Origin of the sequence: Romboutsia sp. CE17, from assembly GCF_012317385.1 — a bacterium.
Taxonomy (GTDB): Bacteria; Bacillota; Clostridia; order Peptostreptococcales; family Peptostreptococcaceae; genus Romboutsia_E.
Window position 1 is genome coordinate 133,183 of the sequence record NZ_CP051144.1, and the last position, 16,877, is coordinate 150,059.

Annotated in this window: 14 protein-coding genes; 11 read left to right on the top strand and 3 right to left on the bottom strand. The window is 27.3% G+C overall.

Annotated elements, in window-relative coordinates; translation table 11 throughout:
• Positions 1-68: 68 nt before the first annotated feature.
• Positions 69-299, top strand: coding sequence for a cation-transporting P-type ATPase (locus HF520_RS00600; RefSeq protein WP_207711014.1), 231 nt, complete (start codon positions 69-71; stop codon positions 297-299).
• Here HF520_RS00600 and HF520_RS00605 read toward each other — a convergent pair.
• Both HF520_RS00605 and HF520_RS00610 read right to left on the bottom strand, forming a co-directional pair.
• The gene (locus HF520_RS00605; RefSeq protein ID WP_168572186.1) at positions 273-839 is read right to left on the bottom strand and encodes a GNAT family N-acetyltransferase; all 567 of its coding nucleotides are present in this window, start codon (positions 837-839) and stop codon (positions 273-275) included. The genes HF520_RS00600 and HF520_RS00605 overlap by 27 nt on opposite strands.
• A 237-nt stretch (positions 840-1,076) precedes the next feature.
• Positions 1,077-1,334, bottom strand: a complete 258-nt coding sequence (locus tag HF520_RS00610; protein WP_168572187.1) for a helix-turn-helix domain-containing protein — start codon at positions 1,332-1,334, stop codon at positions 1,077-1,079.
• A 609-nt stretch (positions 1,335-1,943) separates the two neighbouring features.
• On the opposite strand from HF520_RS00610, the gene HF520_RS00615 reads away from it, so the two are divergent.
• From HF520_RS00615 to HF520_RS00640, 6 genes are all read left to right on the top strand, one after another.
• Complete coding sequence (locus HF520_RS00615; RefSeq protein ID WP_168572188.1) at positions 1,944-3,350, top strand: [FeFe] hydrogenase, group A; 1,407 nt, start codon at positions 1,944-1,946, stop codon at positions 3,348-3,350.
• A gap of 168 nt (positions 3,351-3,518) precedes the next feature.
• Positions 3,519-4,574, top strand: a complete 1,056-nt coding sequence (gene hydE, locus HF520_RS00620) for a [FeFe] hydrogenase H-cluster radical SAM maturase HydE (protein ID WP_442970726.1) — start codon at positions 3,519-3,521, stop codon at positions 4,572-4,574.
• A gap of 105 nt (positions 4,575-4,679) precedes the next feature.
• A complete protein-coding gene (gene hydG / locus HF520_RS00625; protein ID WP_168572189.1) occupies positions 4,680-6,056 on the top strand; it encodes a [FeFe] hydrogenase H-cluster radical SAM maturase HydG in 1,377 nt (458 codons plus the stop codon).
• 9 nt (positions 6,057-6,065) lie between these two features.
• Positions 6,066-7,253: a [FeFe] hydrogenase H-cluster maturation GTPase HydF gene (hydF, locus tag HF520_RS00630; protein ID WP_168572190.1), complete on the top strand. Its 1,188-nt coding sequence runs from the start codon at positions 6,066-6,068 to the stop codon at positions 7,251-7,253.
• Positions 7,254-7,387: 134 nt separating this feature from the next.
• A complete protein-coding gene (locus HF520_RS00635) occupies positions 7,388-8,086 on the top strand; it encodes a hypothetical protein (RefSeq protein ID WP_168572191.1) in 699 nt (232 codons plus the stop codon).
• 388 nt (positions 8,087-8,474) lie between these two features.
• Entirely contained in the window at positions 8,475-9,179 is a 705-nt protein-coding gene (locus tag HF520_RS00640; RefSeq protein ID WP_168572192.1) for a hydrolase, read from the top strand.
• A gap of 118 nt (positions 9,180-9,297) precedes the next feature.
• Here the strand turns inward: HF520_RS00640 and HF520_RS00645 are convergent, their stop codons facing one another.
• Positions 9,298-9,678: a Fur family transcriptional regulator gene (locus tag HF520_RS00645; protein ID WP_168572193.1), complete on the bottom strand. Its 381-nt coding sequence runs from the start codon at positions 9,676-9,678 to the stop codon at positions 9,298-9,300.
• 375 nt (positions 9,679-10,053) lie between these two features.
• Here HF520_RS00645 and trxB point away from each other — a divergent pair, with 375 nt between their 5' ends.
• The 4 genes from trxB to HF520_RS00665 all read left to right on the top strand — a co-directional run bounded on the left by trxB (position 10,054) and on the right by HF520_RS00665 (position 16,774).
• Positions 10,054-11,724 (top strand): thioredoxin-disulfide reductase, encoded by a 1,671-nt coding sequence (gene trxB, locus HF520_RS00650; RefSeq protein WP_168572194.1) that lies wholly within the window; start codon positions 10,054-10,056, stop codon positions 11,722-11,724.
• Between the two features lie 132 nt (positions 11,725-11,856).
• A complete protein-coding gene (ahpC, locus tag HF520_RS00655; protein ID WP_168572195.1) occupies positions 11,857-12,420 on the top strand; it encodes an alkyl hydroperoxide reductase subunit C in 564 nt (187 codons plus the stop codon).
• Between the two features lie 423 nt (positions 12,421-12,843).
• A complete protein-coding gene (locus tag HF520_RS00660) occupies positions 12,844-15,063 on the top strand; it encodes a GGDEF domain-containing protein (protein ID WP_168572196.1) in 2,220 nt (739 codons plus the stop codon).
• Between the two features lie 97 nt (positions 15,064-15,160).
• A complete protein-coding gene (locus HF520_RS00665; RefSeq protein WP_168572197.1) occupies positions 15,161-16,774 on the top strand; it encodes an EAL domain-containing protein in 1,614 nt (537 codons plus the stop codon).
• Positions 16,775-16,877 lie beyond the last annotated feature (103 nt).

The window sequence follows — 16,877 nt, forward strand, 5'->3', positions numbered from 1 at the left end:
GAGCCAATAGACTAGCCTTAGGCTTTATGGTTAGTCGATTGGCTCTTTTTTTTGAAGCAGAGGGGATTATGAAACAATATGAAAATGTCATACAAAGTAATGAAAGAAAATCAATTTTTCATCATATAATTGCTTCTTTTAAGGATATTACAATAATTATTCTTATGGTTGCTGTTGTTTTATCAACATATGTAGCTTTGACAACACACCCTGATAATCTTACAGAGCCTATAGTAATTACAGGTAATATAAGCTTATCAAATTTAATAAAACTATTCGCTAAGAGATATTTGATTTAACCATTCATCTTTGCTGATACATGTAATTATTTCTGTGCGTATATCTCCCATTAATGGCCAAGGTTTATCTATATTAGTACTGTGATATTTAAATCCACATTTTTCTTGAGCACGAGCTGATTTTTCATTCCCTTCAAAATATCCGCACCAAAGGGACTTAAGTCCTAATTCATTAAAAGAGTATCTCATTAATTCTCTCATAGCTTCTGGAATAAGACCTTGTCCCCAATAAGGAACACCTATCCAATATGCAATTTCTCCTTCATCTTGTCCAATACCAAAATCACTTGACTTTCCTATTAATAAACCAATACAACCAATAGGTTCCTCTTGACCTTTTGGAACTATTGCGTAAATTCCGTCTGCTGAAAATACATCTCTAATAATTTGCTTGCTAAATTCAATATCAGTATGAATCGGCCAACCAGCGATTGGTCCAACTCTTGGATCACTTGCATATTTATATAGGGCAGATGCATCTTCTATTCTCCATGGTCTTAATTTAAGACGTTTTGTTTCTAATTCTGATTTTATTTTCATTTTAATCCTCCTAAAATTTCTTATCAATTTTTATCTTACATATATCATCGAATAAGTGTATAAAGATAATGCTTATATACACATTAAATAGTATATCTGCATTATTAATTTCCATAATTATAGATACATGTTTATTGTATAGTTAAAAATACTGTAAAAATAGACTTAAGAATAAATATAATTATTCTTTCCTATAAAAAAAGAGATATTACCTGTGGTAAGACCTCTTTTAATTTATTATTTATTTACTATTTTTCTTACAGAATCATATGATAAACAATGCTTCTTTGCAATATCATTTATTGACATTCCATTTTTATATTGATTGATTATTTCTTTATTACGTTTGTCATAATATTCTCTTGAACCACTATTTGTTCCCCACTTTTTCTTTTTCCTAGATATAGGGATATATAGTAGTTCTCCATCTACATAATTTAAAATTTCATTCAATAAATCTTTTGGAAGCACATCCGCTGCATTAATATATTTCATCGCTCTACTCCTTTATTTAGATAATTAAATAAAGTGCAGAATTAGCAGCTAACGCAACTTATTATCCCATACAGTTTGTTGCATTACTACTATTCTGCATGGGTATAAGCACTAAGAAATATACTTTTAGTTTTTAATTTTATAAACACATATATCACCCCTTAAACATTAAAATTAATACTTAGGATTTTTAATTTCATTTAAAATCATATACTTTTAATATTTTAAATTGGATAATTAGAATAGTTTTTTATCTCAAACATTCTACTATAGGTTATTTAATAAAAATCTATTTTTACTATATAGAATATCATTTTAAATTATGAAACTCAACTATCAATAATTTCATTTAATAGAGCTTAATAGATACAACACTAATAGAAATATCTAATTCAGAAATGGTTATTTATAAATTCAGGTAGAGGACTTACTGAAAATAGACTAAATAATACTTTTGAAATTTATTTTACTGTAAATTTATATTTTACTGACATATTATTTCGTTTTTATACTACAAAAAATTATAAATTATAACAGTATGTTTAAATAGTATTCATTATGGTATCATTTATATTGGAAAATTTTATGATTTATAAGGAGTACTAAAAAATGAAACATTTATTTACAGAAAAAGTTGTACCGATAGAATCGGATAACAAAGCTATAAAAATAGACTACGATAAATGTATAAAATGTGGTCTATGTAAGCGTGTATGTGAAAGAGAGATGGGTGTTGCTAATTTCTTTGATTTAGAAAAAACTAATGACATAGCAATATGCATAAACTGTGCACAATGTGCTCAAGCCTGTCCAGTAGGAGCTATAACTCAAGTTGAAGATATACATAGAGTAAAAGAGGCAATCGAAGATAAAGATAAGATAGTAATATTTAATACAGCACCAGCAGTTCGTGTTGCATTAGGAGAAGAGTTTAAAATGGAAACCGGAAGTTATGTTGAAGACAAGATGGTTCATGCTCTTAGAGAACTAGGTGGAGATTATGTATTTGATGTTACATTTGGGGCTGACATGACTATTATGGAAGAAGCAAATGAGCTTGTAAAAAGAATAGTTGAAAAAAATGAAAATATACCACAATTCACAAGTTGCTGTCCAGGATGGGTTACATTTGTAGAAACTTTCTACCCTGAGTTACTAAATAATTTATCTACTGCTAAGAGTCCAATTTCTATGCAAGGAGCGACTATCAAAACATACTTTGCTAAGAAAGCAAATATCGATCCAAGTAAAATCATAAATGTTACAATCACGCCATGTACGGCTAAGAAGTTTGAAATAGACAGGCCAGAAATGAATGATTCAGCGAAATTTAATAATATAGAAGGCCTAAGAGACAACGATATTATAATAACTACTAAAGAACTAGCTAAATGGATTAAAGAAGAAGGAATAGACTTTGAAAATTTAAAAGGTTCTAAATTTGATAATATGTTAGGTCTAGGTAGTGGTGCTGGAGTTATATTTGGTAATAGTGGTGGTGTTACAGAAGCTGCTGTTAGAACTGCATATCATTCAATAACAGGTGAAGATCCAACTGGAGAGCTTTTAAGCTTTGAGCCAGTAAGGGGATTAGATGGAGTAAAAGAAGCATCTATAACTATAGGAGATATTAATTTAAAATTAGCTGTAGTACAAGGAACTGCTCATGCAAGAACATTAATTGAAAAGATAAAAAATAATGAAGTTAATTATGACTTTGTTGAAGTAATGGCCTGTAAAGGTGGTTGTATAGGTGGAGGTGGTCAACCTAAAACTACAAAGGTAATAAATGATAAAATAAGACTTAGTCGTATAGAAGGGTTATATGGTAAAGATGAAGAATTAAAGATAAAGTGTAGCTACCAAAATCCAGATATAATAGCAGTATATAAAGAGTTTTATAAAGAACCACTATCACACTTAGCACATGAGCTTTTACATACATCATATGAATCTAAAAAACATATGTTAGGTATTGATAATGACCAAGAGATATCTTCAGATGAAATTATATAATTTTTAGAAGCTAAGATTTTTTAGTAAGCTGTCTTAAATATACATAGTTTTAAGACAGCCTATTTATATTAAGTTATTAAAAGTTTTATAATTTTTAGATATCGTAAATTACATAAAATTATTCGAGATATATTTAAGCAAAGCAACGTTTATTATATAAATATAGAGGTGATAAAAGTGGATGTTAAAGCGATAATACAAAAACTATATGATACTAATGATGCATCAAGAGAAGAATTATTGTATCTATTAGATAATATGGATGGTGATAGTAAAAAATTTCTTATAGAAAAAGCTTATGAAACAAGATATAAATATTTTAAAAATACAGTATTTGCTAGAGGACTAATAGAAATTAGTAGTTACTGTAAAAAGGATTGTTTGTACTGTGGGCTTAGAAGAAGCAACAAAAATGCTGAAAGATATAGATTAGATATAGATGATATAGTAGAGTGCGCTAAAAGAGGAGACGAGCTAGGATATAAGACTGTAGTTTTACAAGGTGGAGAAGATGCTTTCTACACAGATGAAAAAATGGTTGAAATTATAAAAGCTATTAAAAAGGAACTTCCCAATAATGCACTAACTTTATCTATTGGAGAAAGAAGTTATGATTCTTATAAAAAGCTATATGAAGCTGGAGCAGATAGATTTTTACTTAGACATGAAAGTGCAACTAAGAGCTTATATGAATCTATACATAATACTGAATCATTTGAAGAGAGAAGAAGTTGTTTAAGAAATCTAAAGGAAATAGGATTCCAATCAGGGGCAGGATTTATGGTAGGATTACCTAATCAAACTAATGAAGATTTAGTAAATGATTTAAGATTTGTAAAAGAATTAGAACCGGCAATGTGTGGTATAGGCCCATTTATTCCTCATAAAGACACACCTCTTAAAGACTGTAGTGCAGGTACTACAGAAAAGACTATAATTTTACTTGCAATAACAAGACTATTACTACCAAAGGTGTTATTACCTGCAACTACAGCACTTGCAAGTATTGATAGTAATGGAAGAAATGAAGGACTAAGAGCTGGAGCAAATGTTATAATGCCAAACTTATCACCAATGGGAGTTAGAAAAAAGTACTCTTTATATAATAATAAAGCATTTATATTAGATGAAGATGCAGAGTATAGAAACAGTATAGAAGAAAAGCTAAAGGAAGCAGGCTTTGAACTAGTTGTATCAAGAGGAGATAATCCAGACTTTGCATAGTTTTAGAATTTTAAAAGAATCGAATTTTAATCAATATGACGTGACCTTGCCGAACATACACTGTCGACATGAGTAAAGCGAATTTCAGATAAAAGGAGAAGAGTTATGTTCATAAATCATGATTTTATATACAAAATATTAGAAGAAACAAAAAATCCAACTAATGAAGAAATTAAAGAAGTTTTAGAGAAAGCTAAAAAAAGAGATGGATTATCATATAAAGATATAGCTATATTACTTCAAGCTGAAGATAAAAATGATTTAGAAGAAATATACAAATTAGCTGGGGAAATAAAGAAAGATATATACGGAAAAAGAGTAGTAGTTTTTGCACCTCTTTATGTTAGTGATTACTGCGTAAACAACTGTGTATATTGTGGTTATAAAAGAGATAATAAGTTTACAAGAAGAAAATTAACTATGGAAGAAGTTGCAGAAGAAGTTAGAATTTTAGAGAAAATGGGACATAAAAGATTAGCACTAGAACTTGGTGAAGATCCAGTAAATGCTCCTATAGACTATGCACTAGAATGTTTAGATACAATATATAAAACTCAAAATGCAAACGGAGAGATAAGAAGAGTTAATGTAAATATAGCTGCTACTACTGTAGAAAACTATAAAAAATTAAATGAAAAAGGAATAGGTACATATATATTATTCCAAGAAACATATCATGAAGATTCTTACAATAAGATGCATCCAAAGTCTTTAAAAGGAGATTATGAATATCATCTAACTGCCTTTGACAGAGCTATGGAGGCTGGAATAGATGATGTTGGAGCAGGTGTATTATTTGGACTTGCTGATCCTAGATTTGAAGTATTAGGTCTTATGATGCATAATGCTCATTTAGAAGAAAAGTATGGAGTAGGATTCCACACTATATCAGTGCCAAGACTACAACCTGCTAATGGGGTTACACTTGAAAATTACCCATATCTATTAGATGATAAAATGTTTAAAAAAGTAGTTGCAATACTAAGAATTGCAGTACCATTTACTGGTCTTATACTTTCAACAAGAGAAACGCCTAAAATGAGAAGAGAGTTACTTAAGTATGGTGTAAGTCAAATATCTGCAGGTTCATCTACAGGTGTTGGTGGATACAAGCAAAGAGAAGAAGGGGAAGAAATAAAACAATTTAAAACTAATGATGAAAGAAGTCCAATAGAAATATTAAAAGAGTTATTAGATGATGGATATATACCAAGTTACTGTACAGCATGTTATAGAAAAGGAAGAACTGGAGATAGATTTATGTCTCTTGCAAAATCAGGAAACATAAAATATGTCTGTGAGCCTAATGCAATTATGACTCTTCTTGAGTTTACTTTAGATTATGGAGACAAGGAATTATATGATAAAGCTCAAGAAATTATAAATACTGAAGTTGAAAATATTCCAAGAGAAGATATAAAGAATATGACTAAAGCAAGTTTAGAAAAAATGAAAAATGGTGAAAGAGATTTTTATTTATAGGAGGCTAGTATGAATATCACTCCAAATTCAAATAGAAAACATATAGGGATATATGGTAATACAAATAGTGGAAAATCATCTCTTATGAATACTATTTTAGGTCAAGATATATCACTTGTATCCAGTGTAGAAGGAACTACCACTGACCCTGTCCAAAAAGCTATGGAACTTATACCATATGGTCCAGTTTTATTTATTGATACAGCGGGTCTTGAAGATAAAACTGAACTTGGATCTATAAGAATTAAAAAAAGTTATGAGTTCTTAAAAAGATTGGATCTTGCTTTATATGTAGTTGATGTAAAAAATCCAGATCTCGATACTTATAAAATTTGGAAAAGAGAAGCGGCTAAATACAACGTAGATCATATTGTAGTTATAAATAAAATAGATACTGCAAGTAAAGAAGAAATAGATAGCTTAGTTAAAAACTTTAAGGAGTATATTCCTGTTTCTGCTAAGTATAAATCTGGAATTGATGATCTTAGAAGCGAAATAATAAAGCATCTAGAAGATGGAGAAGAAGAAAAGCCTATTGTTGGTGACTTATTAGAATATGGTTCAAAAGTAGTTTTAGTAGTTCCAATTGATAGTGAGGCACCAAAGGGAAGAATAATTCTACCACAAGTACAAGTCATAAGGGATTGTTTAGACCATGGTATAAAGACTTATGTTGTAAGAGATACTGAACTTGAAGAAGCAGTAAATGAAGTCAAAGATATAGACTTAGTTATAACTGATTCTCAAGCTTTTAAAGAAGTTGATAGTATAATACCTAAAGATTTAAAGCTTACAAGTTTTTCAATATTATTTGCTAGACAAAAAGGTGAACTAGATGAATTTTTAGAAGGAACAAAAAAGCTTGATAGTTTAAAACCGAATGATAAGATATTAATCTGTGAAAGTTGCACACACAATGTGTCTCATGAAGATATAGGAAGAGTTAAGATACCTACTATGCTAAGAAAAATAGCAGGGGGAGATTTAAATATTGATCATATGGTTGGATATGATTTTAAGGAAAATGTTGAAGACTATGATTTAATAATTCACTGCGGTGCATGTATGGTAAATCGAAAAAGTGTATTAAATAAGATAAATATATGCAAAGAAAAGAATGTACCTATAACTAACTATGGAATGGTTATAGCATATTTTACAAAAATATTAGATAGATCAGTTGAGATTTTTAAATAATTTATAAAAGAATTAAAGTAAAATGTTTTAAATATAAGAAGCTACCTTAAAATATATAGTAGCTTCTTTTTTTGTAGAAGATAATAATAAAATATTATAGAAATTAGGATATAATCTAATTAGGGGTGGGAATATTGATATACAAGTCAGGGAAAATTGGATACTATAAATCTTATGAATATGCAAAAACTATATTAAGTAAAATGAAAAAAATAACAGCATTTAAAGCATTTAGTAATGAAGAGCATGATTATTATGAGATAATAGATAATAATAGAAATTATTATAATTTGATTTTGTTTGATGAAGATTCAAATGAGTATTGGTTTGATACAAATTGTGGATATAAGGGAATGGGAAGTGTTTACAGTGAGAAAATTTTAAGGTTAGTAGGTATTAGAGAAGATTATAATATAGCTTTTGAAAAAGAAATATATAAGTTTAATTTATGTCTAAGTAATGAGTTGAATCTTTTAATTGTTGAGATTGATTTATTAAATAGTATTAAAACATATTTTATAAACTCTTTGTTAAGCTTGAATTTTGAAAATGCCTACTTAAGATATAGAGCATTAGATAGTTTGAAAAAATTTGGCGTTGTAAAGCCTATTAATGATGCCATAGGTAGCGATTTATATGTAAAGTACTTTGATAATTACGTCTCTGGGGAAAAGGTTTGCAAAAAGGATAGTATCAATAATATATTATTTTTAGATAGCTCTCTAAATAAAGATGTGAAGTTAAATATAAGTTATAATATAAAGAATTTATTAGGATCAAAAGATATATCTATAAAAGAAATTAAAAAAACTGAATATGGGATACACGATTAAAACTTAAAAAGAAATCGCAAAATAAGTATTTCAAGTATGCTGGAATTTATAGTTTTTTAAGAGTTAAGCAACTATAATAGTATCAATAATTGTAGTAGGAACAGTTGGAGTTCAAAGTAATGAATTTTTAGTAGTATTTGACAAAACTGTTAATAAAATTAAGAAATATCCAAGCCGGAGGCCATAATAAAAGGTCTTCGGCATTTTTATTTTATAGCCCAAAACACTCGTGAATTTATTTATGTTTTGAATCGGTGAAGATATTTTAACATATGGAAAAATATAAAATCAAAATGAAAAAATAAAATAAAAAATTATTGCGCTATCTCCAAATATAACTTAAATTTAATATATAATATTTTATTAGAGAAGAAATGGAGTGAATAGTATGGAAAACCATAAAGTTAAGTATGTACCAGTGGTAACATCAAATTTAAGAAATAATTATGTAGAAATTCCTAGTATTATTTCTAAAGCATCGGGAATAAAAATTTTTGGAAAAAGGTTGAAGTCATTTATTTTTACTACTGATGTAGCTATAATTAAAAATACTAACGCAGATGCTGTAATAGCAGTATATCCATTTACACCTCAGCCTTCAATTACTCAAGCCATACTGTCTGTTTCAGATAGACCAGTTTTATGTGGTGTTGGTGGAGGATTAACACATGGTACTAGATCAGCAAATATTGCTTTACATGCCGAATTTCAAGGTGCAATAGGTGCTATACTTAACTCACCAGCTCCTGATGAGACTATTAGACATGTTAAGGAATCAGTTGATATTCCTGTAGTTGTAACCATAGTATCGGAGTTAACAGATATTCAAAGTAAGATCGATGCAGGTGCAGATATATTAAATGTAAGTGGAGGAGCTAATACAGCAAAGATTGTTCGTAAAATTCGAGAGAAATTCCCTCTTATTCCAATAATTGCTACAGGTGGACCATCAGAACAAACAATTTTAGAAACAATTGAGGCTGGTGCAAATGCTATTACTTATACACCACCAACAAATGCAGAATTATTTAAACATAAAATGAAAGAATATAGAGAAATTGAAGATAAAAAGTATAATAACGAATTGTATTAAGTTACTAGTTAAGTGAACTGAACCCCTTAAAGTAGACACGCCTTAGAGTAGGTAAGTATTACTCTTAAATATTGAAATCCGCGAAAAACTCATATCCATTGGATATGAGTTTTTTTATTTATATATCTTTTTTACAGCTTTTACAGACACCGTTTAATACAATATCGTAGCTTGAAATAGATAAATCATCTTCTTTAGATAGATTGCTAATAAACTTATTTATAGATTCCGATTCAATATCAAAAATATTATTACATTTCTCACATATAAAATGTGCATGAGGATTTATATTTTTATCAAATCTATCAGATTGATTAGGTATACTCAACTTAGAAATAAATCCATGCTCTGTTAAAACAGACAAGTTTCTATATACTGTTCCTAAACTTAATCCAGGATTAGTTTTTTTTAGACTAGTATAAATACTATCAGCAGTGGGATGAAGATGACTATTTAGTACTTCATTAAGTATAAGCTCCCTTTGTTTTGAAAATTTCATGTCGCACCTCCAATTTATATGATAATAGTTATTATTACCCAAAGCTAGTATAAAAAAACTAATTATATACTTTATTTGTATTACTGTATCTGTTGCAATTATACCTGGCAATACTGCATTACATCAAATATTATATCTAGTTAATACTATCGAAATAATTTATATTATCTATTTTGTTTGTTATCTATTTTTATTAGAAATATATCTTAATTAAAATAAATAAAATTTTAAAAAAAAATGTTTAAGGCAGGTATATATGGGAATAAATTTATCTAAATAAAAATAGTAATCATTACTACTTTCAGATTGAGGCTAAAATAGTAATGAATTTATAAGGAAAAGTAATTCAAATTTTATAGATTAGGAGAAAAGTAAATGATATATGATTTAATAATAATTGGTGGAGGACCTGCTGGAATATCTGCTGGTATTTATGCAGGAAGAGCGAAGTTAAAAACTTTGATTATTGAAAAAGAAAATGTAGGTGGACAGATTAGAACTACACACGAAATGGTAAATTATCCAGGGATTTTACAAACTACAGGTTCAGACTATATGAATACTCTAAGAGAGCAAGCTTTAGCGTTTAATGTTAAATTTAAGGAAGATGAAGTATTAGATTTAAATTTAGAAGATGATATAAAAATTATTAAAACTAAAAAAGAAGAAATACAAGGAAGATCAGTAATATTTGCTACAGGAGCATCACCTAGAAAACTAGGATTTAAAGGTGAAAGTGAGTTTACTGGAAGAGGAGTTGCATATTGTGCAACTTGTGATGGTGAATTTTTCAAAGGTTTAGATGTTTTTGTAATAGGTGGTGGATATGCAGCTGCTGAAGAAGCTATATTCTTAACTAAATTTGCTAGAAAAGTAAGATTAGTAGTAAGAAAAGAAGAGTTATCTTGTGCAAAAACTATATCTGATAAGGTTAAAGCTAATCCAAAGATAGAAATATTATTTAATACTGAGTTAGAAGAAGTTGGAGGAGAAGATGTTTTAACTTTTGCTAAATTTAAAAATAATAAAACTAATGAAAAATTTGAATATAATGCAAGTGAAGAAGATGGTACATTTGGAGTATTTGTATTCATAGGATATAAGCCTCAGACAGAACTTTTTAAAGGTAAAGTTAAGTTAGATGAACAAGGATATGTAATAACTAATGAAAATATGGAAACTAACATATCAGGTGTATATGCAGCAGGAGATTTACGACCAAAATCATTAAGACAGGTAGTTACAGCTGTGGCAGATGGAGCAATTGCAGCTACTAATGCAGAAAAGTATGTAAATGAGCAAAAATATAGACTTGGTATAGAAGATGAAGAAGTTGTTGAAGAGATAAAAGAAGAAGTTAAAGAAGAAAAGAAAAGTATAGAAACAAATATAAGTGAAGGTAACCAAAAAAGTAAGTTATTAAATGATGCTTTAAGAGGTCAAATTAAATCAATATTAGCTCTTATGGAAAATGAAGTTACTCTAGTATCAATAGTTGATGAATCTAATGATAAATCAATAGAATTTAGAGATTTAATATTAGATATGGCTTCTTTAGGTGAAAAATTAAATGTTGAGATTTATAAAAAATCAGAAAATCTTGAAATAGAAGAAATGATAAATGCAGATAAGTTACCAGTAGTAGCTTTATTAAATAAAGATAAAAAGTATAGTGGAGTTAAGTTCCATGGTGTTCCAGGAGGACATGAATTAAATTCATTTATATTATCTATATACAACTTAGCAGGTCCAGGTCAAGCTATAGACGAAACTTTATTAAATGAAATTAAAGCATTTGATAAAAAGACTAACTTAAAAGTTATAGTATCTCTATCTTGTACTTTATGCCCTGATGTAGTAGTAGCATCACAAAGACTTGCTATGGAAAATGAGAATATAGAAACAGAAATGATAGATTTATCATTGTTTGAAGATATTAAGAAAAAATATAAGATAATGAGTGTTCCTGCAATAATTGTAAATGATGAGAAAGTCCATTTTGGAGCTAAAAAAATAAATGAAATATTAGAGTTAATAAGCAAATAAATTAATTTTAAAAAAATAAAAAAATATGTTTAAAGTAGATTTACTAGGGAATAAATATTATTACGATATGAAAATAGTAATCATTACTAAATTTAAATAAATAAAAATATAAAAATAAAAGGAGAAGATATTATGTCATTAATAAACAAAAAAGTATCAGATTTTAAAGTTCAAGCATATCAAAATGGAGATTTTAAAGAAGTAACATTAGAAGATTTAAAAGGGCATTGGTCAGTAGTTGTATTCTATCCAGCAGACTTTACATTTGTTTGCCCAACTGAATTAGGGGAACTAGCAGATAATTATGAAAAGTTCCAAGAAATAGGATGCGAAGTTTACTCAGTATCAACAGATAGCCACTTTGTACATAAGGCTTGGGCAGATGCATCTGAAACAATAGGAAAAATAAAATACCCAATGTTAGCAGACCCAACTGGAAAATTAACTAGAGATTTTGATGTTATGATAGAAGAAGATGGAATGGCTTTAAGAGGAACATTCGTAATAAACCCAGAAGGTGAAATAAAAGCTTACGAAGTACATGATAATGGAATAGGAAGAAATGCAGAAGAATTATTAAGAAAAGTTCAAGCTGCACAATTCGTAGCAGAACACGGAGATCAAGTTTGCCCAGCTAAGTGGACTCCAGGAGCTGAAACATTAGTACCAAGCTTAGATTTAGTAGGAAAATTATAAGAATTAAATAATGTATATAAAGATACTATGGATTAACATAGTATCTTTTTTTATTTTATTAGAACTAGCATTATTATATATCTAATTTAATAGTAAATTCTATAAAGTATAATGATGAAAAAAATATACTTAAAATAATTGTTAAATAATCATATAAAAAAGATATTGGCTAATTAGTCAATATCTTTTTTTTGTAATCTAAGGTAATTAAATGATAGTTTTAATTTTAGTTAGATGTATTATTTTTTTAAGCAAAATTTAAAAATTTTTAATATTATAATTTTTTTAGGGGTAAATAAACAAATATTGTAAATTCAAATGTAAAAAGATGTAAAAGTATGTTATAATTGCGAAGAAAAAATAAATTATATTTTTATTAGATTAAGATACTATTTTTTAATATTAATCTAATAAGGGGTGATTATGTTTTTTTATATTAATTTAAAAATAAATGACTATGTTTTTAATATTAATTTAAAGAGGGGTGATTATATTTTTGAACATAATATGATCAAAAAAATTAAGAGATTTAATAAAAACATTTTTATTTTTTTTATTATTACTATATGTCTTATTACTCAGGCAAAATTTGCAAGAGCTGAAGAAGATAATGTAATTAAAGTTGGATATCCAACTGTAAAAGGATTCACAGAACTTAAAAATGGTATTTATAGTGGCTATGCATATGAATATCTAAGTGAAATTGCAAAATATACAGGCTGGGAGTATGAATTCGTTGAAATGAGCTTAATGGATTCATTAAATGCATTAAAAAATGGTGAAATAGACATTGTAGCAGGGATGTATAAGAATGATGCATCTATGAAAATTTATGATTTTCCTGATTACGATATGGGGTCTACATATGCAACTTTATCAACTTTAAGAGATAATAAAAATATTAGTAAATCAGATTATAAAACATTAGATGGAATTAAGGTAGGATACTATGAAAGATCTAAAGTAACTCTAGAAAAATTCACTGAATTCTGCAAAAAACATGATATTAATAATGTTGAGTTAATTCCTTATTCTTCTGAAGAAGTAGTGTCATTAACTGAAAAGTTAAAATCTAAAGAGATAGATGCAATTCTTACTGGAGATTTACTAATAGAAAGTGAAGAAAAAGTTGTTGCTAAATTTGGAACAAAAGAGTATTATTTTGCAACAACAAAAGGAAATAAAAAAGTAATTGAAGAGCTAAATAGAGCTATTTATAATATTGAAGAAAATAATTATTACTTTGAGCAACAACTTTATAATAAGTATTTTCAAAGTAATAATGATTATTCTCTTATCTTAAGCAATGAAGAAGATGAATACATTAAAAATGTAAAAGAATTAAAAGCTGTTTATATTGAAAATTTTAAACCTCTTCAATATTATGATAATGATACTAAAAAAGTAGAGGGTATATTTGTTGATTTTGTCAATTTAATATTTGAAAAATTAGATATTAATCTTGATTTGATCAAGGTAAAAACTTATGAAGAAGCATATAAAATGATACAGGAGAAAAAAGCTGATTTGATAGTTGGAGTTCCTGGAGAATATTCAAGTGCAGATAAAAATGGAATAAAATTAACAGCATCATACCTAAATCTAGAAATGGTATCAGTAGTTCGAAAAGATCATAAAAATCAAGCAAATAGTAAAAAAGTTGCATTAGCACAAGGTCATGGCTATGTTGAACCAGATTCTAATTATGAATTTTATACTTATGATACAGTTGAAGAATGTATAGAAGCAGTTAATAAAGGAGAAGTAGACCTAATTTATGGAAATAAAGAGACTATATCTCATTATACTGCTATAGGATACTATCCAGATTTAAGGGTTATTTCTGAAATGGAAACAGTAGGAGTATCAGTAGGACTTCCAAAACAAACTAATAAAAACTTTTTAAGTGCTATTAATAAGTCAATAAATAGTATATCTAAGGATGAATCTCAAAATATTATTTATGAAAATACAATGCGTATTAGTCATAAAATTACGCTAAAACAATTTTTCTTTGAAAACTTAACTCTATGTATTGGAATAATTGCAATAGTTTTAGGTATTATTTCTATAATGATATTTATAATTGTGAAAATGAAATTTAACAGAATAAACGAATCAAAAGAAATATTGTTTAGAAAAACGCAAATAGATTCCCTAACTAGTATTTATAATCGTAGCGCATGTGAGAGGTTGATTACAGAATATTTAACTACCAAAGAACCATCATTATATGGTAGTTTTATTATTATAGATATAGATAATTTTAAGGGAGTTAATGATTATTTAGGACACAAAATTGGAGACAAAGTTTTAATAGAATTTGCAGGATTATTAAAAGAATTTTTCTCTCATCAAGATATTATTTCTCGATTAGGTGGAGATGAATTCATTGTATTTATGAAAGATATTCATGAAGACAACCTTCAAAAGGTCAATGAAAAATTACAAGAATTGTGTATGTTAATGAATAAAGAAGTAAAGTACAATAACTCTAGTCAAATAATATCTCTTAGTGTAGGTGCAATTACTATTAAAGAGAATCTTAATTTTGAAGAATTATATCAAATGGCAGATGAAATGCTTTATGAAGTTAAGCGTAATGGAAAGAATGGATTTAAGGTAAAAAAATATAATTGTTAAATTAATTTTATTCTCTTCATAATTATATAAGCAACTATGAAGAGAGTAAAATTTAAATAATTCCACTAAATGAAAAAAAATATATATATATATAGAGGTGATTTATATTAAATTTAAACATTTTATATTCATAATACTATTTATAAATATTTTCTCAATAAATGTATACTCAGAAAATAAAGATACTGAAGATATAGTCAAAATCGGAGTATATGAGTATGAGCCATATATAGTTGTGGACTCTAATGGTAATATTAGCGGATATGCTTATGATCTTGTTGCATTATTAAATGAAAAAATTAATCTTAAATATGAATATGAATATGTTGTATGTAGCCTTTCTGAAGGATATGAAAAGTTAAAAAATGGAGATATAGATATTATGTTAGGTGTTCCTATAACGGAATCAACAACAAAAAATTTTATATTTAATAATAATGCTATTTTTGATGAAAAATTTGGTCTTTATACTAAAAAATCTATTACCTTAGATTCATTAAAAAAGTTTAGTATAGTAAGACTTGGATTAGTTGAAGGTGATTACAATGCAAATTGGATATTTAACTTTTTTGATGCTAATAATATTAATATAGATATTACATATGCCAAAACCTATAAAGAGTTAGAACAATTAATGGAAGAAGATAAAATTGACTTAATGGTTGATAGTGCGGACAAGGAAAGTAAGTATAAATTGTTTTATAGATTTTTAGGAAACAACGTTTATGTAGCAGGTAATAAGAATAGTAGAGATATTTTAGAGCAGATAGATAAAGCTATTGAAGATTTTAGATTAGAAGAAGAAAGTCCAATTACTGAACTTTATAATGAGTATTTTAATAATAGAGAGAAAAAATCAGTATATAGTGAATTTGTGATTTCAATAATATCAATTTCAATATCTTTAGTACTGACTCTAACTTTATTAATTCCACGAATTAAAAAGATCACTATAAGAAATAAAATTAAAGCTAGAATAGCTAATAATAGATACTTACTGCAATATCAGCCTATTTATAATCCTAGAGAAAAAAGTATAGTTGGTTTTGAAGGTTTATTAAGGATGGTAGATGAAAATAACAAACTTGTACCACCGTATAAATTTATACCAGAAATTGAAAAAAATAATATGTTATATGATATTTCTCTTTGGATACTTGAAAAAGCTATTTATGATTATTATAAAATTAAAGAATATAAATCTATGTATGAAAAAGATTTTTACATTTCAATTAATATATCCTTAAATGAAGTAGAAAATGATGATTTTGTTAAAAAATATATTAAAATATTATCTAAGTCAAACTTAGGCCCTAATAAAATTTGCTTAGAAATAATTGAAAGAGTAAAAATGCATGATTTAAATAAAATAACTAAAAATATAAGTCTTTTAAAAGAGGCAGGATTTAAAATTGCAATAGATGACTTTGGTGTAGAGTATTCAAATTTAGATGTACTTCAAAAACTAGATGTTGACACTATCAAGGTAGATAAAAACTTCGTTGATGGAATTGGAAAAGACACGATAAAAAGTGAGACTATATTGTTTATATCTAGAATAGCACGTGCTAAAAATAAGGCTGTTGTACTAGAAGGTGTTGAATATGTAGAACAACATACTGAAATTAAAAAAATAAAAAATGAGTATTTATATGTACAAGGATATTATTATAACAAACCAATGCATATAGAAAGCATTGCAAATTTATAAATATCCGTATAAATATGGATATAATGGTATCATAGATTAATAAGAGTTGTAACAATAGTGGGTATAAACCTTTCGAATTGTCTCAATTATTGAAATATACCAA